Origin of the sequence: Mycobacterium sp. ACS1612, assembly GCF_001667505.1 — a bacterium.
In the GTDB taxonomy this organism is placed as follows: domain Bacteria; phylum Actinomycetota; class Actinomycetes; order Mycobacteriales; family Mycobacteriaceae; genus Mycobacterium.
Genome location: NZ_LZHZ01000071.1, coordinates 1 through 19,373 on the forward strand (window position 1 = coordinate 1; position 19,373 = coordinate 19,373).

The 19,373-nt window shown below is 66.3% G+C and carries 15 protein-coding genes; 6 read left to right on the forward strand and 9 right to left on the reverse strand.

All coding sequences use genetic code 11. The features are described from left to right. The 3 genes from A5724_RS30575 to A5724_RS30585 all read left to right on the forward strand — a co-directional run. Positions 1 to 4,266: amino acid adenylation domain-containing protein (locus A5724_RS30575; RefSeq protein ID WP_156752523.1), on the forward strand; the 4,266-nt coding region annotated here is incomplete at its 5' end. Between the two features lies 1 nt (position 4,267). Beyond that, on the forward strand, positions 4,268 to 5,971 hold the full coding sequence (locus tag A5724_RS30580) for an ABC transporter ATP-binding protein (protein ID WP_067811404.1): 1,704 nt from the start codon (positions 4,268 to 4,270) through the stop codon (positions 5,969 to 5,971). A 12-nt stretch (positions 5,972 to 5,983) separates the two neighbouring features. Continuing rightward, a complete protein-coding gene (locus A5724_RS30585) occupies positions 5,984 to 8,185 on the forward strand; it encodes an MMPL family transporter (RefSeq protein ID WP_067811408.1) in 2,202 nt (733 codons plus the stop codon). A gap of 4 nt (positions 8,186 to 8,189) precedes the next feature. On the opposite strand, the gene A5724_RS30590 is transcribed toward A5724_RS30585, so the two are convergent. Further along, positions 8,190 to 9,164 carry an aldo/keto reductase gene (locus A5724_RS30590; RefSeq protein WP_067811412.1) on the reverse strand — a complete coding sequence of 325 codons (975 nt, stop codon included), beginning with the start codon at positions 9,162 to 9,164 and terminating at the stop codon, positions 8,190 to 8,192. 138 nt (positions 9,165 to 9,302) lie between these two features. Between A5724_RS30590 and A5724_RS30595 the strand changes: the two genes are divergently transcribed. Then, positions 9,303 to 9,878 carry a hypothetical protein gene (locus A5724_RS30595; RefSeq protein ID WP_156752524.1) on the forward strand — a complete coding sequence of 192 codons (576 nt, stop codon included), beginning with the start codon at positions 9,303 to 9,305 and terminating at the stop codon, positions 9,876 to 9,878. Positions 9,879 to 9,944: 66 nt separating this feature from the next. On the opposite strand, the gene A5724_RS30600 is transcribed toward A5724_RS30595, so the two are convergent. Continuing rightward, complete coding sequence (locus A5724_RS30600; protein WP_067811419.1) at positions 9,945 to 10,565, reverse strand: isochorismatase family cysteine hydrolase; 621 nt, start codon at positions 10,563 to 10,565, stop codon at positions 9,945 to 9,947. Between the two features lie 66 nt (positions 10,566 to 10,631). Between A5724_RS30600 and A5724_RS30605 the strand changes: the two genes are divergently transcribed. Next, entirely contained in the window at positions 10,632 to 11,042 is a 411-nt protein-coding gene (locus A5724_RS30605) for a hypothetical protein (RefSeq protein ID WP_067811422.1), read from the forward strand. Between the two features lie 6 nt (positions 11,043 to 11,048). On the opposite strand, the gene A5724_RS30610 is transcribed toward A5724_RS30605, so the two are convergent. Then, entirely contained in the window at positions 11,049 to 11,384 is a 336-nt protein-coding gene (locus A5724_RS30610; protein WP_067811632.1) for a hypothetical protein, read from the reverse strand. A gap of 146 nt (positions 11,385 to 11,530) precedes the next feature. Here A5724_RS30610 and A5724_RS30615 point away from each other — a divergent pair, with 146 nt between their 5' ends. Continuing rightward, complete coding sequence (locus A5724_RS30615; protein ID WP_067811426.1) at positions 11,531 to 13,252, forward strand: hypothetical protein; 1,722 nt, start codon at positions 11,531 to 11,533, stop codon at positions 13,250 to 13,252. A 56-nt stretch (positions 13,253 to 13,308) separates the two neighbouring features. On the opposite strand, the gene A5724_RS34300 is transcribed toward A5724_RS30615, so the two are convergent. The 6 genes from A5724_RS34300 to A5724_RS30640 all read right to left on the reverse strand — a co-directional run bounded on the left by A5724_RS34300 (position 13,309) and on the right by A5724_RS30640 (position 19,352). Further along, the gene (locus tag A5724_RS34300; protein WP_197518849.1) at positions 13,309 to 13,479 is read right to left on the reverse strand and encodes a hypothetical protein; all 171 of its coding nucleotides are present in this window, start codon (positions 13,477 to 13,479) and stop codon (positions 13,309 to 13,311) included. Positions 13,480 to 13,653: 174 nt separating this feature from the next. Then, a complete protein-coding gene (locus A5724_RS30620) occupies positions 13,654 to 14,394 on the reverse strand; it encodes an SDR family NAD(P)-dependent oxidoreductase (protein ID WP_067811430.1) in 741 nt (246 codons plus the stop codon). 29 nt (positions 14,395 to 14,423) lie between these two features. Continuing rightward, positions 14,424 to 16,031, reverse strand: coding sequence for an ABC transporter ATP-binding protein (locus A5724_RS30625; protein WP_067811433.1), 1,608 nt, complete (start codon positions 16,029 to 16,031; stop codon positions 14,424 to 14,426). Then, entirely contained in the window at positions 16,028 to 16,900 is an 873-nt protein-coding gene (locus A5724_RS30630; RefSeq protein WP_067811437.1) for an ABC transporter permease, read from the reverse strand. Before A5724_RS30630 ends, A5724_RS30625 begins: the two co-directional genes overlap by 4 nt. Continuing rightward, positions 16,897 to 17,865 carry an ABC transporter permease gene (locus A5724_RS30635; RefSeq protein WP_255397317.1) on the reverse strand — a complete coding sequence of 323 codons (969 nt, stop codon included), beginning with the start codon at positions 17,863 to 17,865 and terminating at the stop codon, positions 16,897 to 16,899. The genes A5724_RS30630 and A5724_RS30635 overlap by 4 nt, the downstream gene beginning before the upstream one ends. Further along, a complete protein-coding gene (locus tag A5724_RS30640; protein WP_067811445.1) occupies positions 17,862 to 19,352 on the reverse strand; it encodes an ABC transporter substrate-binding protein in 1,491 nt (496 codons plus the stop codon). The genes A5724_RS30635 and A5724_RS30640 overlap by 4 nt, the downstream gene beginning before the upstream one ends. Positions 19,353 to 19,373 lie beyond the last annotated feature (21 nt).

The window sequence follows — 19,373 nt, forward strand, 5'->3', positions numbered from 1 at the left end:
GCGCTTGATGTGCTGCGGCTTCGTGATGCGGTGCATGGGGTGGTGGGGCGGCATCCGAATCTGGTTGCGCGGTTCTGCGATCGGTTCGACGAGCCAGTCCAGGTGATTCCTGCCGATCCGGTCGCGGGTTGGCAGTATCTGGACCTCGACGATGATGACGTGGCTCAGCTGTGTGTTGACGAGCGTGCTGCGGTGTGTGCGTTGTCGGATTCGCCGGCGTTTCGGGCGCTGTTGATCCGCACCGGAGTGCATCGGTATCGCTTTGTGTTGACCAATCACCACATCGTGGTCGATGGGTGGTCGATGCCGATTGTGTTGCGGGAGATCTTCGCCGGCTACCACGGTCAACGGCTACCGGCTCCGCAGTCCTACCGCAGGTTCGTGTCGTGGCTGGCCGACCGCGACCTCGACACCGCGCACGCGGCATGGCACGACCAACTGGCCGGCTTCGACACCCCGACACTCGTCGGTCCGCCCGACCGGCTGGGCACAGGTCCCCGCGCCGCTGCGTCGTTCGTGGTGTCCGCATCCGGCGCACAAAAGCTCACCGAGCTCGCCCGCACCCACCACACCACCGTCAACGTCGTCCTGCAGGCTGCATGGGCGCAACTGCTGATGTCGCTGACCGGTCAACACGACCTCGCCTTCGGCGTTCCGGTCTCAGGCCGGCCGACGGAGTTGCCAGGCGCGGAGTCCATGGTGGGACTGTTCATCAACACGATTCCGGTGCGGGCCAGACTCACGCCGACCACCACCACCGCCGACCTGTTGCGCCAGTTGGAAATCGCTCGCAGCCACAACCTCGACCATCAACACACCGCGCTACGCGACATCCACCGCATCAGTGGTCACGACAGGCTTTTCGACACCCTGTTCGTCTACGAGAACTATCCCATCGACGCCGGTGCGCTGTCGGTCGACGGCGACCTGGCCATCACCGACATCACCACCCGCGACGCCACGCACTACCCGCTGGTGCTGCAGGCATCGCCCGGAACCGCAACGACCCTTCGTCTCGACTACCGCACGGATGTATTCGACGAGCAGACTATCCAGGCGTTGGGTCAACCGTTACTGCGGTTGTTGACCCAGATGGCCGACAATCCGCGGCGCGGACTGTCGTCGATCGATCTGCTCGATCCCGGCGAACACGCTCGACTCGCGACGTGGGGTGACCAAGCCACGCTGCGCCAATCCGCCCCTGCGGCAGTGTCCATTCCGGAGGCGCTGGCAGCGCAGGTTGCCCGCACCCCAGACGCGGTCGCGATCAACTGCGGTGCCGAGTCGATGACCTATCGCGAATTCGACGAGGCGTCGAACCGGTTGGCGCATCTGTTGACAGCACAGGGTGCCCGCGCGGGAGCCGTTGTGGCGCTGATGTTCACGCGCTCCATCGACGCGATCGTCGCGATGACCGCCGTGCTGAAGACCGGGGCCGCCTACCTGCCCGTCGATCCCGCGCTGCCCGACAAGCGGATCGGATTCCTGCTCGCCGATACGGCACCGGTGGTCGTGGTCACGACCGCCGCACTGGCCGGCCGGCTGGACGCACACGAAGTGCCGGTGATCGATTTCGAAGACGTTCGCAACAGCGACTATCCCTGCACAGCCCTGCCCACGCCTTCAACCGATGAAATCGCCTACCACATCTACACGTCCGGAACCTCCGGTGTGCCGAAAGGGGTGGCCGTCACCCACCGCAACGTGATCCACATGGTCGAATCGCTCGACACCTCGCTGCCGCGTGGCGGCGTGTGGGCGCAGTGCCACTCCTACGCGTTCGACGTCTCGGTGTGGGAGACGTGGGGTGCCCTGTTGCGCGGTGGCCGGCTGACGGTGGTGGGTGAGGACACGATGGCCTCACCCGACGACCTCCACGCGTTGTTGGTCGCCGAAGGTGTCACCGTGCTTGATCTGAGTCCCTCTGCGGCGGCGATGCTGTCGTCGCGCGGGCTGAAGTCGATGACATTGGTCGTCGGTGGCGAAACTTGCCCCGCCGCCCTCGTCGACCGGTGGGCGCACGACAGGACGATGATCAACGCGTACGGCCCGACCGAGACGACCGTGGACGCGGCCAGGAGCACTCCGCTCGCCGCCGGGTCGGGACTACCGCCGATCGGATCGCCGGTGCCAGGGTCGGCGTTGTTCGTGCTCGACGGATGGCTGCGGCCGGTGCCCCCCGGCGTGGTCGGGGAACTCTACATCGCCGGACACGGTGTGGCAGTGGGGTATTGGCGGCGCAGCGAATTGACGGCAGCACGGTTCGTGCCGTGTCCGTTCGGCGGCCCGGGCGAGCGCATGTACCGCACCGGCGATCTGGTGCGGTGGCGCCCGGATGGCCAACTGGAATACCACGGCCGCGCCGACGAGCAGGTCAAGATCCGCGGCTACCGCATCGAACTTCGCGAAGTCCAGTCGGCGCTCGTCGGACTCGACGGCGTCGAACAGGCGGTGGTGATCGCCCGCGAGGACCGCCCCGGCGACAACCGCCTGGTCGGATACGTCACCGGGAGCGCGGATCCCGCCGCCGCGCGTGCCGCGTTGGCCGAACACCTGCCACCCTATATGGTGCCCACCGCAGTGGTGGCCGTCGACACGTTGCCACTCACGGTCAACGGCAAACTCGACGTACGCGCCCTGCCTGCACCGGAATACCCGCACACCGACGACTACCGGGCGCCCACCAATGCAGTCGAAGAAGCGGTGGCCGACATCTACGCGCATGCGCTCGGCATCGACCGTGTCGGCATCGAGGACTCCTTCTTCGACCTCGGCGGCGACTCGATATCGGCGATGCGCGTCGTCGCCGCCATCAACGAGACCTTCGACGCCCACCTGAGCGTGCGCACGCTCATCGCAGTGCCCTCCGTGAGAGGCCTGAGCATGCGGGTCAGCGGGGCGGCCCACTCAGCGGACCCCGCGTCCGATCACCGCTTCGAGGCGGTGCACGGTCGCGGCGTCACCGAGATCCATGCCGCAGACTTGACTTTGGACAAGTTCATCGATGCCACCACGCTCGCCTGCGCCCCGACGCTGCCCGGCCCGAGTCCAGAGGTGCGCACGGTGTTGCTGACCGGAGCAACAGGTTTCCTCGGGCGCTACCTGACGCTGAAGTGGCTCGAGCAGATGGAGCTCGTCGGCGGCACACTGATCTGCCTGGTGCGCGCCTCTTCCGACGAAGACGCCCGACGTCGTCTCATCGACGCTTTCGACAGCGACCCGGAGCTGTTGCGGCGCTTCCGGGAACTGGCCGATGCGCACCTCGAAGTCGTCGCAGCCGACAAGGGCGAGGTCAATCTCGGTTTGGCGCAACACAGTTGGCGGCGACTGGCCGCCACCGTCGACCTGATCGTCGATTCTGCCGCCGTGGTCAACGGTGTGCTGCCGTACAGCGACCTGTTCGGGCCCAATGTAGTTGGCACCGCTGAACTGATCCGCCTCGCGCTCACGTCCAAGCTGAAGTCGTACAGCTACGTGTCGACTGCCGACGTCGGCGTCCAGATCGAACCGTCGGCGTTCACCGAAGACGCAGACATCCGCGTCATCAGTCCAACCCGCGTCATCGACGACGGGGTGGCGAACGGCTACGGCAACAGCAAGTGGGCCGCCGAGGTGCTGCTGCGCGAGGCCAACGACCTGTGCGGGCTGCCGATAACGGTGTTCCGGTGCGGAATGATCTTGGCCGACACCACATATGCCGGGCAGTTGAACGTGTCCGACACCTTCACCCGGATGGTGCTCAGTGTGCTGGCCACCGGCGTCGCACCTGCGTCGTTCTACCAACTCGGCACCGACGGGCACCGGCAGCGCGCGCACTTCGACGGACTGCCCGTGGACTTCGTCGCCGAAGCGATTGCCACGCTGGGTGCCCAGACGGTGGACGGCTTCCAAACGTTCCACGTGATGAACCCGCATGACGACGGCATCGGACTCGACGAATACGTCGACTGGTTGATCGAGGCCGGTTACCCCATCCGGCGCATCGAGGAGTTCGGGAACTGGTTGCAGCGCTTCGAAGCGGGCCTGCGTGCCCTGCCGGACCGGCAGCGCAGGCATTCGGTGCTGCAGATGCTGTTGCTACGCAACTCCGGTCGGGCGCGCCCGCTGCCGCCGACGCTCGGCTCCTTCGGCCCGACCGACCGATTCCGCGCCGCCGTGCGTGACGCCAAAATCGGTCCGGACAAGAACAATCCGGACATACCGCGGGTGTCCGCGCCCACCATCATCAAGTACGCCACCGACCTGCACCGCCTCGGATTGCTCTGACATGCTCACGCTGCTACGCCCGCACTGGTTGTCGCTGACGGTGAGCCTGCTTCTACTCGGTGCCGCGACCGCGCTCATCCTGATTCAGCCGCTGCTGGCCGGCCGCCTAGTCGAGCGCGCCACCACTGGCTCGGCCGATGCGGGCTCGGCCGTCGTACTGATCGTGATGCTCGTCGGCTACCTCGCGTTGGAGGCATCAGCGCACTTCCGGCTCGACCGCACCGGTGAAAAGATCGTGCTGTCGTTGCGTGACGACTTCACCAATCACGTTGTCCGGCTGCCCATCGGGCTGCTGGACCGCGCCCGCACCGGTGACCTGCTGGCCCGCGGAACCAGCGACGCAGGCTTGCTGCGCGATATGCCGCGCGCCGTCGGCGATGTGCTGTTCGGCTTGATGACGCTGCTCGGTGCGGGCATCGTCATGTTGTCGATCGACGCGGTCACCGTCGGTATCGCGGTGGCCATCCTGGTGCTCGCGTTCGTGGTGGGCAACCCGTTCCTGTCACTGATCCAACGCGCATCTTTGAATCGCCAAGTGGCCCTGGGCGATTACACGGCGGGGTTGGATCGGGCGCTCGGCGCGGCGCGCACAGTGAAACTGTTCGGCGCCGAGGACCGGGAGGCGCGTTCCATCAATGTGACCACGCGTGCCGCGTACCAAGCTGGCGTGCGCATCGCCTCCTCGACAGCCATCAACATCTCGATCATTCGCCTCGGCGTCACCGGCGCGTTCCTGGCGATCATGATCATCGACGGACGCCGCGTCGCCGACGGCACTCTCGGCGTCGGCCAGTTGGTCAGCCTGCTCGCCTTCGCCGTATACGCCATCTTCCCGATCACCGCCGCCTTCACCGCACTCGCCACGCTGCGCACCGCGGCGGGCGCCTATCAACACCTCACCACGACCCTGCGAGAACTCCCCGAGGGCGATCCGCCGACGCTGTCCGTCGCGGACGGGTCGGCGCGACGGACGGCCTGCGCACCGATGGTCGAATTCGATCAGGTGTCGTTCTCCTATGGCGACGCACCTGTGCTCGACGACGTGTCGTTCGCCCTGCGCCACGACCAGATCACCGCGCTCATCGGCCGATCCGGTGCGGGCAAGTCCACGATCCTGGGACTGTTGTGCCGCTTCTACGACCCGGACGCCGGAGCGCTGCGCTGGGAAGGGCAGGATTTCCGCGCCATCCCGCTTCGCGAGCTACGCAGCCGACTGGGCCTGCTCGAACAGGACGCCCCGGTGCTGCACGGCTCCATTCGCGACAATCTGTTGGTCGCAAATCCCGATGCCACCGAGGCCGATCTGTGGCTGGTGCTGAAACAGGCGAACATCGCCGACGAGATCGCTCGTCTACCAGACAAACTCGACACCGCCGTGCTCGAACGCGGGCGCGGACTCTCCGGTGGTCAACGTCAACGACTGGCCCTGGCGCGGGCCTTCCTGTCCCGCTCACAGCTGATACTGATGGACGAACCGACGGCGCATCTCGACCGCGCCAACGAGCACGACGTGATGGCCAACCTGCTGCAGGCACGTGGGCAGCGCAGCATCCTGGTCGTCGCGCACCGGCTCTCCACCGTCACCCACGCCGACCAGATCGTGGTGCTTGCGGACGGCCGGATCCAGGCCACCGGTACCCATTCCGAACTGATGGGCGTTAGCGTCTACCGCGAACTCATCGAACACGAACTCGCCAACGACTAGCGAGGCAACCACGTGCTGTCCGGAATCGCGCGGCTGGCGATCACCGCTCCGCGCCGGGTCATCGCGTTGGCCGCGTTCGTCATGATCGGTACCGCGATCTTCGGCGTTCCGGTGGCCAAGTCGCTGTCGGCAGGCGGGCAACTCGATCCCGGCGCGCAGTCGTCCCTGGCCTCGGCGCTGTTGTCCGAGAAGTTCGGCCAGGGTGACATGACCATGTTGATCACCGTCACGGCCGACGGCGGTGCGAGAAGCCGCCAAGCCACGGCGGTCGGCACCGATCTGGTTCGGCGGCTGAACGATTCGCCGGACGTCGAGCAGGTGCACTCCCCATGGACCGTCCCACGGGCGGCGGCATCGTCGCTCGTCAGCAAGGACGGCAAGACGGGATTGATCGTGGCCGCCATCACCGGTGGCGAAACCGGCGCACCGCTCAACGCCAAGCGTCTGACCGACGAGTTCATCGGTGACCGTGACGGCGTCCGTATCCGGGCGGGCGGTGACGCGACCGTCTACTGGCAGGTGAACGAGCAGACGCAGGAAGACCTGCTGTTCATGGAGTCCCTGGCGCTACCGCTGAGCTTCGTGGTGCTGGTGTGGGTGTTCGGCGGTCTGGTCGCCGCGGCGCTGCCCGTTGCAGTCGGTGTGTTCGCGATTCTGGGCGCCATGGCGTCGTTACGGGCCATCGCGATGGTCGCCCACGTGTCCATCTTCGCGTTGAATCTCGCCGTCGCGATGGGCCTGGCACTGGCCATCGACTACACGCTGTTGATCCTGAGCCGATACCGGGATGAGTTGGCAGCGGGGCAGACTCGTGACACGGCGCTGATCCGCACAATGGCCACGTCGGGGCGCACGGTGTTGTTCTCGGCCATGACCGTCGCGTTGGCGATGGCGACGATGGTGCTGTTCCCGCAGTACTTTCTGAAGTCCTTCGCCTACGCGGGCGTCGCGGTCGTCGCGTTCACCGCGGCCGCATCGACCATCGTCACGCCCGCTGCGATCGTCCTGTTGCACAGTCGACTCGACGCATTGGACGTGCGCCGGTTGATGCGCCGTTTCCGTAGACAGTCGGACCCGCACCCCGGTGGGTTCGGGCAGCGGTTCTGGTATCGGTGGACGAAGTCCGTCATGCGGCACGCCACGCCGATCGGTCTGGCGGTGATCGCGGTGCTGCTGCTGATCGGCACGCCGTTCACCGATGTCAAATGGGGCTTTCCCGACGACCGGGTGCTTCCACCCTCCGCGTCGGCGCGACAGGTCGGCGACCAGATCCGCAGCGACTTCCCCGACTACGGGGTGCCGAGCATCACCGTGGTGCTGCCGGACGCGGCCAGCCTGACGCGCGCCGAATTGAACCGTTACGCGGCAGCGTTGTCACGGGTACCCGACGTGTCGGTGTCGCCGCCGAGCGCAGTCGAAGACGGCGCCGCGTTCGTGACGGTCGGCAGTACCGTACCGCTGTATACCGCGGCATCGAGCGAGCAACTCGACCGACTGCACGCGGTGCCGACCCCTGCGGGCACGCCGGTGTTGTTCGCCGGTGTGGCACAAGCCAATCGCGACAGCATGCAGGCGATCGCCTCGCACCTGCCCCAGGTGCTTGCGATCATCGTCATCATCACGCTGGTGTTGGTCTTCCTGCTGACCGGAAGTGCGGTGCTGCCCTTCGAGGCCGTGCTGATGAACGTCTTGTCGCTCACCGCCGCGTTCGGCGCACTGGTCTGGGTCTTCCAGGAGGGGCACCTCGGTGGATTGGGCACCGCGGCGACCGGCACCCTGGGAGTACAACTGCCAGTGTTGTTGTTCTGCATCGCATTTGGCCTGTCGATGGACTACGAGGTCTTCCTGATCTCGCGGATCCGGGAATTCTGGCTGGCGTCGGACCGCGGGCCGACGGCCAACGACGAAAGCATCGCGCTCGGCCTGTCCCGCACCGGGCGGGTGATCACCGCCGCGGCGTTGATCATGGTGATCTCCTTCGCCGCGTTGATGGCCGCGCAGGTGTCGCTGATGCGGTTGTTCGGATTCGGGTTGACGGTGGCTGTCCTGGTCGACGCCACCCTGGTGCGATTGCTGCTGATGCCCGCGATGATGCACTGGCTCGGCGGGTTCAACTGGTGGGCGCCAAAACCATTGGCCCGTACGCACATCGGAGCCGCCGACGCGGATTGGCGCAGCGTCTGGCGTCGTGTGCTCTTCGGTCAGAGCGGTTAGCCGACTACCCGAGGCGGACCTTCTCACGTAGCCGCTCGACGAGGAATTGGCGGGTGGACACCGGCCGGAAGGCGCGGGCGGCGGCGGTCAATGCGTCGAGGGATGAGGGAGTCAGCTCGATGTCGGCTGCGGCCACGTTGAACTCGAGTTGCTCGACACTGGACGCGCCGGGAATCGCCACCACATTCGGCAGGCTGATCAGCCACGCCAGCGCGACCTGCGCCGGCTTGGCGCCGACGTCGGCCGCCACGTCACGAAGCGTCTGCAGCAGCGGTTCCACCCGGCGCAGGTTCTCGGTGCCGAACAGCGAGTTCATCGCCCGCGCACCGCCCGGCGGTCGGTTGTCGACCCCGTACTTGCCGCCGAGAAGACCCTGTGCCAGCGGACTGTATGCGATCACCACCCGGTTCTCCCGCTCGGCGAACGGCACCAGGTCGTCGAGGGCACCGGGTCGGGCCAGTGAGAAGTCCACCTGATTGCTGATCACCGGCCTGCCGAGCGCCGCGTCGGCCTTGCGCCACCGCTCGAGCGAGTAATTGGAGACGCCCGCGGCGCCGATCTCACCGCTGTCGAGCAGGCTGCGCATGCCCGGCATGAGCACCGAATCGGGCACCACCGGGTTGGGTTGATGAACCTGGTACAGCGGGATCCGGTCGACCCCTAGCCGCCGCGCGCTGGCCCGCGCCCGGTGTTTGATCACCGGTGGGAACGGCGCGACCGGGAAGATCTTGCTGGCCAACACAACCGAGGAACGCTGCTCGCCGAGTGCCTCACCGAGAATGCGCTCACTTCTGCCCATCCCGTAGATCTCGGCGGTGTCGAACAGCGTCACGCCCAGAGCCAACGCCCGCTGCACGATGTCCTTGGCGACGCCGGAGGCGTAACCGGCGCCGTAGCCCCACTCGGTCGAGCCGAACTGCCAGGTGCCCACGCCGATCCGACTGGTCCGTCCGATCCCGGCGACGTCGAGGTACTTCATCGCCCCACCGTACTTTCTCCGGAAATTCGAGTAGTGGACTACTCGTGCTGATACCGCCGAACGCAAGGAAGCTGATAGTTGCAGGCCGGGAGCGGCGGACGCGGGGGACGCCGCTCCCGGCCAAAACAAGGGGGAGTAATGAGCGTTGACATCGCACCAGAAGTGTCGGACCAACTGGCACGGCGGGCCAAGATCCGTGCGTTCCGGGCGGGGCGGTACATCCTGATCGTCGCCAGCGGCGACCTGCCGACTCCGGGCTACGACGCGGACATCGAGCCGAGCCCGCTGCGGATCTTCCCGCAGCAGTACAACCTGCTGCAGCGCAGGCGTCCCGGAATGTGGCCGCAGGTGCTCACGCCGTACACCTACGGTGAGTTGTTCGTGTACCCAGAAGATCAGTCGATGGTCACCGTCCATCACGCCGACGGGCAGGACGACGTCGAGATCGAGCCCGCCGGCCTGGATCTCGCGGCGTTCACCAACGCGGTGTCTTCGTCGCAGGAATCGATCGGGGCGGTCGACGAGGCCACCGGAACGTCGTCGCGGTTGAGCTTCGACGAGGCGTTCGCCGATGCACTGGCGAACCTGCCGGTCCATGAGCCGTCACATCCGGACGAGTTGACCAGCGTCAAGGTGACTGAAGTAGGCGCCCTGTTCGGGGGTATCGCCGGCTTCCGGCACCTGTACGTCAAGGTGCAAAGCACCACCGCGTGAGTTTCGGGGCCGCGAGCGGCGACGGGGGGAACGTCGCTCGCGGCCTTTCTCTGTCGCCAGAAAGTCTCACGAGATCGCTTGCACGATCTCGCGCGTCGTCACCACCGCAGTTGCATAGTTCGGGATGTTCACGTCGAGTGCGGCGTGCATCTCCTCGTCGGAGTAGTCCGCTGTCGCGTCTCTGACCATCGTTACTTCGTAGCCGAATTCGGCGGCGAATCGGACGGTCGCCTCCACACAGGTGTGCGCGATCAACCCGATGACGATCAACTTGTGGATGCCGTGCTTCTTCAACAGCACATCGAGATCTGTGTTCGCGAAACCGCTTGAACACCAATGCTCCTGGGCCACCACGTCGCCGGGATGCGGCTCGAACCCGGTGCGCAGTTCACCGCCCCAGGTGCCGTCCTCGAAAGTCCTTCGGTTCCACGCCGCCCGTTGAATCGGTGCGATGTACTTCCACGTCTCGTAATCGCCGGGACGATAGCGGTGGTGCAGTGCGTAGAACACCCGAATGCCCGCACTCCGTGCCGTGTTGAGCACCTCCAACATGTTGGGCACACAACCGACGGCCTCCGCCACCGCCTTCAACCGATCCCATACCTTCCCGCCCTCGGCGATGAAGTCGTTGTAGGGATCGATCACCACCAGGCCGGTGATGTCGTTCTCGTAGGTCACCTCGGCCATTTGTTCTCCCGCGATCGGCGATGTCGGCAAATAATGGTTCTACGCCATGACCGAACGGGAGGCAGCATGAACGTCACGGCCGGGATCGCAGCAGCCGCGGTGCTCGCCGGAACCGCGGTCGGGTTCGCGGCGCCTGCGCAGGCCGAAGATTTCAGCGGAACGTTCGTCCCGAACGGACCGGGCATGTCCTCCACGTGGGTGGTCACGTCATGCGGCCCGGACTGCGCCCGTGTGTCGGACAGCAGCGGATGGTCGGCCGACGCCCACCGGTGGGGCGACGTGTGGCGCTTCGTGGTCGACCTTCCGGACGGCACGAAGTGCAACAACGACGGGGTGTTGCCGGGAACGGTCACCTTCAAAGTCGATGCGCCCCGGAACGACGGCACTTTCCTGACCACCGATCCCGCGGTGGGATGTCAGTGGGGTCTTGCCCCGGGCTACTCACAGCCCGTCTACTTCACCCTGACCAGGATCTGATCTGGCTCAGAAGCCGATCCCGACACCGAAGCCGCCCCAGTAGTCGTCGTTCGGATTCGGGCACGAAACGTCGACGTAGACCACCGCCCATGTGTTCTCGGCAGGCGGGCTGTGGTTCGGATTGTGGATCGCGGTGACCTTGCAGCGGTCCAGCGGGACCGAAGGGGTGCCGCTGACCCAGTTGATCTGAACGTCGTAACCCTGCGCCTGAAGGTCGTCGACGGTGGCGCTGGCGTCTTCAGCACCTGCGACCGGCCATACCGGTTCCGCATTCGCGACGGGCGCAGCGCTGCCTGCCGCGAGCGCGAGCCCGGCTGCGAACATGCCGACCCTGATTGCCATGGCGGTCCTCCCGGTTTCCATGATGAACCGGGAGCTGTAACAGTTCCGGTGAACCGACGATGAACTAGCAGAGTCGTAGCAACTGCTGGACCAGGCCCAGCGTTGGGGGGAGTCGGCTGCGCATCGTTGAAGGAGTCGATGCACAGATGAGTGCACCGCTTGAAATCTGCGCTAAGCGAGGGGTTGTCGCCGTTCTGGCGTCGGGGATGGTGATCTCGCTCACCGCGCTCACTGGGGGAATCGCACCGGCATTCGCCAAGCCGGGCAACGATCAGATGGTCACCACCACCGCGCCGGCTCCGCAGCCGAAGGCGCCCGTCGTCGAAGAGGCGGAACCGCCTGCTCGGCAGGCACCACAGAAGGCGCCGGAGGTAGTTCCTGCGGCGCCGAGCGTCGAGGCGCCTGCGCCGCAGCGGACCCAGCAGGCAGTCGAACCAGTCGCGCCGGTCGAACCAGACGCGCCGGTCGAGCCGGTCGAGCCTGTGGCGCCGCCGGTAACGCAGACGACGTCCGCGCCGGTGGTCACCGCCGTCGAGCCTGCCTCGCCGACGAGGGCGGCGCCACCTGCATCGAAGGTCGAATCGCCGGCTCCGCGTGCTGTCACACCGCCGTCCTCGGAGGAGTCGCAGGAGCCCCAGGAGCCGCAAAAGCAGCGGGAGTCGCAGGAGCCGTCCACGGCAGCGTCGACGGAGGCTTCGAGAGAAGTCTCACCTGCGCCCGCCGTGATCAGCCCTGCGCCAGCGCTGGTGGCCCCGAGTTCAGCGATGGATGACGTGCCGACCAGCGCTTCGGTAGCCCCGAGCACCGAGGGCAAGAGCCCCGAGGGCAAGAGCACCGAGCGCAAGAGCGGCGAGCCGGAGGCGGGCGCCGCGGTGAAGAGCGGTGAACCCACCGTCTCGGTCACCCAGGCCGCCAAGGTCATCGAGACGGCCGAGCCTGCGACGCTGGATGCGCCGAAGGCCGACGTCGAGCTGGCCCGCAACGCCAAACCCATTGAGGTCAAAGCGGATCCGGCGCCGAAACAGGACGTCGACGAGATGGCGAAGTCGATCGGCCTCGACCTCGGTGTGAAGGGACCCTCGGGCGTCGAGGCGAGCGCCAACGCCAAGGTCGACAGGAGACTGGCCAGCAGCCGGGTCTTCGATCGTCCGATCCGGCAGTGGCGCCCGGACTGGGTGCAGTACGACGAGTACTACCGGCCGATCATCGTCAACCCGTATCACGAGCGGGTGCGGATCGTGTACGTCTACCAGAACGTGCCCCGCATCGTGTGGATCCCGCCGCTCGCGCGGGCCGTGCTCGAGGTGGCCCAGTTCGCGGCGTACAGCTTCACCGCTGTCGTCGACACCGCAGCCAACATCGTCAACGCCGCGGTGAACACCGCATTGAACGTCGCTGTCGGCACGTTCTTCGGCGGCGGCTACATCCCGGCGGTCGGGCTTCCGCTGCCGCCGCCTCCGCCGCCGGTGCTGCGTTACGACAACGTCCCGGTGTTCGTGAACTATTCGAACGCCAGGTATGAACCGTTCCGGGTGCGGCGCGTCATCGACGTCGGCGACGATCCGCAATTCGGCGAGCGCAAGGTGCTGCTCGACGGCGCGACCCCGGCATGGGGCGTCTGGACGCAGACCTCTACGGGGGAGCGGCAATTCGAGGTTCACCGGACCCAGCAGTTCCCGGGTCTCGATGCTCCGCAGGAAGCCCCGCTGCCGGGCGACTACCAGCTCAGGCTGGCGTCGGACGAGTCGCCGTCTGGCATGACCGGCCGGGACATCTTCCTGTACGCCGCTGCCGGGGTGACCGTGGCGCTCGGCTTCGGCGCCATCGGCCTGGCGCTGTTCCTGGGCCGCCGCCGGCCACAGCACTGAGTCCGCACAACGAAAGAGGGGCACCCGAAATGGGTGCCCCTCTTCGTATGTCAGTGTCAGTGGCTCTGGTGCACGCTCGTGTCGACGTGCGGCACGCTCACTTGCGGTTGAGTGATGTTGTTGACCCAACCGTTGTGGCCGATGTCGGCCTGGGCCGGACCGGCCAGCCCGAGCACTGCAGCAGCCAGACCGCTGGCGATCATGGTGGCAAACCCGAACTTCTTCATTTTCTCGTCCTTTTTCGATGCCTTCGCCGGGAGGTTGTTCTCACCGGTCTGATTGCTTGAACAGCGAGGTCAAGGGTTTAATTCCGCTGGCAGTAATTGACCGGCGGTTGGCAGGAATCGACCGCTCGAGGTGGTGACGGCCGTCACAGCAAACACGCGAAGTGCGCCAAACCGCTAGCCGGCGCCCTTGCCGTTGTCGACGCGATACACCGCGCCGTGGATGGCCGCGGCGTCGTCACTGGCCAGGAACGCGATCGTCTTGGCGACATCGACGGTTTCCATGAAGCCGCGGGGAGAGGCGATGCGCAGAATCAGGTTCCAGTCGGCGTTTTCCGGTGCCTGGAACTCCGTGGACTGTGCGGTCGGCATGCCGCCCGGGCACACCGCGTTGACACGCAACTTCTCCTTGGTGAACTCGACCGCGAGTGCGCGGGTCAGCCCGATCAGTCCGTGCTTGGCAGAGCAGTAGCCCGCCGAATACACCTCACCCTCGACGCCCGCGATCGACGACACGTTGACGATGTTGCCGCCCGTCTCCAGCAGGTGCGGAAGCGCGGCCCGGCACAGGTAGAAAGGTCCGTTCAGGTTCACCGCGAGGTCGCGATCCCACTCCTCGTCGGTCATGGTCGGCGTGTGCCGCATCTGATGAAAGCCGGCGATGTTGGCCAGGACGTCGAGCCTGCCGAATTGGGCGACGCAATCCGCGACCGCCTGCCTGCACGCGGCGGGGTCGGCGATGTCCACCGACGAGTACTTGCCGCCCGGCACCTGTTGGAACACCGTCGCCATCCGGTCGGCGGCGCGCGCGATACCGAACACCGACGCGCCGCGTTCGGCGAACAGTTGTGCGGTCACTGCACCCAGGCCCGCCGAGGCTCCGGTGACCAACGCGACCTTGCCGTCCAGTTGTGTCATGGCACGACCCTCTCACGAAGGCCGCGGGGTCAGACGGCGGCGCGCGGTCGCGCGGGCGGGACCGCGGCCAACAGCGCGCGGGTGTACTCATCCTTGGGATCGGCGAACAGTTGCGCAGCAGGCCGGTACTCCACGGCCTCCCCGTTGCGCATCACCAACACGTCGTGGCTCATCTGCTGGATGACAGCCAGATCGTGGCCGATGAACAGATACGTCAGCCCGAGTTCCTCCTGCAGGCGGGTGAGCAGGTCGAGGATGTGGGCCTGCACCGAAACGTCCAGCGAGGCAGTCGCTTCGTCGAGGATCAACAGTTCCGGCTCCGCCGCCAGCGCACGGGCGATGCTCACCCGTTGCCGCTGCCCGCCCGACAATTCGTGCGGATAACGCGAAGCGAACGCGGTTGGCAGGCCGACCAATTCGATCAGCTGCGCGACCCTGTCCCGCCGGGCGGCCGTGGCTGTCGCGATTCGGTGTACCCGCAGCGGTTCCTCGATCGCGTTCTGCACACGCATCCGCGGGTTCAGCGACGAGAACGGATCCTGGAACACCAGCCCGATCTTGCGCCGCAACGTCTTCTGCTGCTTGCCGCGCGCACCGAACACCTCGACGCCGTCCAACTGCGCGCTGCCACCGCTCGGTTGGACGAGCCCCGTCATCGCGGCCGCGACCGTGGACTTGCCCGAACCCGACTCGCCGACCAGACCCAGCGTCGTGCCGCGCCGCACCTCGAACGACAGGTGCTTGACCGCATGCACGGTCGACCTGCCGACCGGTGTGGTCACCGGGAATCGCACGTCGACCCCTTCGACCCTCAGCAGCGCCGGTGCGTCGTCCGGCGCGGGCGCAGGCTCGGCGGCGCCGACCAGCGGGCGGGCGTGCAGGAGTTCACGAGTGTAGTCGTGCCGCGGTCGGTCGAAAACATCGAGAATCGGCGCCTGCTCGACGATTTCGCCGTCGCGTAGCACCGTCACGTCGTCGGCGACCTGACCGATCACGCCGAGGTCGTGGCTGATCCACACCACCGCGGTGCCGAAATCGCGCTGCAGATCGCGCACCAACTCGACGATCTGCGCCTGCGTCGTCACATCCAGCGACGTGGTCGGCTCGTCGGCGATCAACAGTTCAGGATCGCACGCCAACGCGATGGCGACCATCACGCGCTGTCGCTGACCACCGGACAGTTGATGCGGGTACGCGTGCAGACGGGTCTGCGGATCCGGCAGGCCGACCGCCTCGAGCAGTTCCGACGCCCGGTTCTGCGCTTGCCGCCGTGTCATCTTGCGGTGTGTCTCGAGCGATTCTGTGATCTGGCGGTCCAATGTCAGCAACGGATTCAGCGACGTGCCAGGGTCTTGGAACACGAATCCGATCCGGCCGCCGTGCACGCTGCGCAGTAACCGCGCCGACGCGCCGACCAACTCCGTCTCGCCTGCCAGCTTGCTGCTGCCCTCGACCACCGCACCGGGGGTGTCGAGCAGGCCGGTCGCGGCGAGCGCGGTCATCGTCTTGCCCGAACCCGATTCGCCGACGATGCCCAGCGTCTGCTCGCGCTGCACCTCGAAGCCGACGCCGCGGACCACCCGGCGGTCGCCAATGCGCACCCGCAGATCGCGCACGCTCAGCACCGGATCAGTCACTGCTTGCCTCTCATTTCGATCATGCTGCGCTGCTTGGGATCCAGTACGTCCCGCAACCCGTCACCGACCAGGTTGAACGCCAGCACGATCACGAAGATCGCGGCGCCGGGGAACACCGCCATCCACCACGCCATCGTCACGAACCCCTGCGAGTCGAAGATCATCCGGCCCAGCGACGGTTGCGGCGGCTGGATGCCAAGGCCGAGGAACGACAGCGCAGCCTCCGACAGAATCGCGAAGGCCAGCGACAGCGAGGTCTGCACGATCAGCGGTCCTGCAATGTTCGGAATGACATGGCGGCCAAGGATGTACAGACTTCCGGTGCCCATCGCCCGAGACATCTGAACATACGGTTCGACGCGCACGCCGAGCGTGCTCGCGCGCGCCACCCGCGCGAAGATCGGCGTGTAGACGATGCCGATCGCCAGTATCGTCGTCGTGGTGCCAGGCCCGAGAATCGCGACGACGGCCAGCGCCAGCAGCAGGACCGGAAAAGCGAACATCACGTCGACGACCCGCATGAACACGGTGTCCACCCAGCCGCCCCGGTAGCCTGCGATGACGCCGACCGTGACGCCGACGACGACAGCGAACGCCACACTGACCACGGCCACCCGCATGGACGCCTGAATCGCCACCAGCACTCTGGACAACACGTCGCGGCCCAATTCGTCGGTGCCGAACCAATGTTGACCGCTCGGTGGCTGCAGCGCATTGGGGACGTCGACGTCGTTGACGCCGAACGGGACGATCCAATCGGCTGCCACCGCCACGAACATGACGACGGCGAGCACCGCCGCGCTGACGACGGTGACGGGGTTGCGCAACAACAGTCGCCACGATGCGACGCGTGAGGTAGCTGTCGTCATGCCAACCGGATCCTCGGATCGACCACCGCGTAGAGCATGTCCACCACGAGGTTGATGAGCAGGAACAGCGCGGCGATCAACAGCACCGCGCCCTGAATCACCGGATAGTCGCGGGCCGCGACGGCGTTGTACACCAACCGGCCCAGACCCGGCCAGGCGAACACCACCTCGACCACGATCACGCCGCCGAGGATCGTCGCAAGCTGAATTCCGGTGATCGTCAACACCGGAACGAGCGCGTTGCGCACGGTGTGCCGCAGCGTCACCACCCGCGGCGGCAATCCCTTCGACCTGGCGGTGCGCACGTAGCCCATCGACGCGACCTCGAGCACCGCGGATCGCACGTACCGTGTCATGATCGCCGCAGCCACCAAACCGACTGTCAGCCCCGGCAATACGATGTGGCGCAGCCAGCCGGCCGGGTCGTCGAACAGCGGTCGGTAGCCCGACGTCGGCAGCCAACCCAACGTCGTCGCGAACAGCGCGATGAGCAGGATGCCAAGCCAGAAGTCCGGGATGGACACGCCGAACTGGCTCGTGACGCGAACGATCGCGTCGGACACCCGGCCCTCGCGCAACGCAGACCAGATGCCGGCGGGCAGCGCGATGGCCAATGCGATCACGATGCCTACGAGGCCCAGCGATACGGTCGCGGGCAACCGTTCCAGCAGAGTGACGGTGACAGGGTCGCCGTTGCGGAAGCTGACGCCGAGGTCGCCGGTGAGAGCCGAACCGATGTAGCTGAAGAACTGCTCGACGATCGGGCGGTCCAGCCCGCTCGCCGACCGCAACGCGTTGTATGCCTCCGGGGTGTAGCGCGTGCCGAGCGCGATGCGGACCGGATCGCCGGGCACCAGATGGACGAGTGCGAACACCACCACGAGCACCCCCAGCAGGACCACGGCGGAGTACATCAGTCGTCGGGCAATGAAGCGGGTGACCGGGTGGGAGAGGACGTTTCTCACGCGGCGCCACCCGGTGCGAGGGTCGCCGTGCTGAACCGGACTGCGCCGTCTCGCCGCGCCTCGTAACCCGACAGTCGCTTCGTCCACGCCTGGATCACCGACGGGTTGTACAGGTACAGATAGCTGACCTGATCGGCGATGATCGTCGCCGCCTTGGCGTAGTCGCCTGCGCGCGCGTCGCGGTTGGTTTCGACGCGTCCGGCATCGAGCAGTCGGTCGACGTCCGGATTCGAGAACTTCTGCGCGTTGCTGCTGCCGTCGGTGTGGTGCTGTGCGTAGTAGAAGTCGTCGGGGTCGATGTTGCCCAACCATCCCATCATCAGCATGTCGAAGTGACCGTTGTTCTGTTCGTCGAGCCAGGTGGCGAAGTCGACCGTGCGAATGTTCACCGTGATGCCAAGCGGGGCAAGGTTATCCGCAATGATCTGCGCGGCAGTCACCGTCTCCGGGTATTCGGTGGTGACCAGCATGTCGAGGTTCTTCGGGCTGGCGCCCGCCTCGGCCAACAAGTTCTTGGCCTTGTCGATGTCGTGGCGGTAGGTGTCATAGGGCGTGTACCACGGGTTGCCCTTCGGGATCGCCAGTTGGTTGGCGACGGCCGTGCCGTAACTGGTCGCCTGCACGATGGCGTCGCGGTCGATGGCGTAGGCAATCGCCTGCCGGACGCGGACGTCGCTCCATGGCGAGCGGGTCTCGTTGAGCGCGAGATACCAGTAGTCGTTGCTCGGCGTCGCCGCCAGCGTGATCGAGTCGTCGTCCTTCAACGCCGCAACCCGTTGCGGCGGAATGGAGTCCGTCCAATCGACCTCGCCTGCCTGCAGCGCCGATAGCGCCGTTGAGGCTTCGGGGATGAATCGGAACGTGACACCCGAGATCTTCGGCGCCCCAGCCCAGTACGTCGGGTTCGCCTTCAGCGTGATCGAGTCACCGCTCTTCTGGCTCGCGAACTCGAACGGCCCGGTGCCTATCGGATGTGTGGCGATCCGGCCGCTCTCCACGTTGCGGCGCTGCACGATTGCCACCCCTTTGAAGCCGCCGAGGTTCGTCAGCAGGTTCGGGGTCGGGTGCTCGAGCGTGATTCGCACCGTCGCCGGGTCGAGCGCGCGGACATCGGTGACGGCGCTGAACTTGTCGGAGTTGGCCAGCTTCTCGTCGATGATGCGCCGATACGAGTACACCACGTCGTCGGCGGTGAATGGGCTGCCGTCGTGGAAGGTGACGCCGCGGCGCAGGTGGAAAGTCCACGCCAGTTGGTCCGGACTGACGTCCCACGACTCGGCGAGCGCGGGCCGCATCTCGAGGTTCGCGTCGGGGGCGACGAGGGTGTCGAATACGTTCTCGAGGACCTCGAACGAGAAGTAGGCGCTGGTCTTCTGCGGGTCCAGTTGATCGGGTTCACCCGCGATCGCCGCGACCAGGTTGCCGGACGAATCGTCGCCGAGGTCAACTCTGGAACCTGTCGAACAGCCGGTCACAGCGGCGACCATCCAGAGCACGACACATAGAGC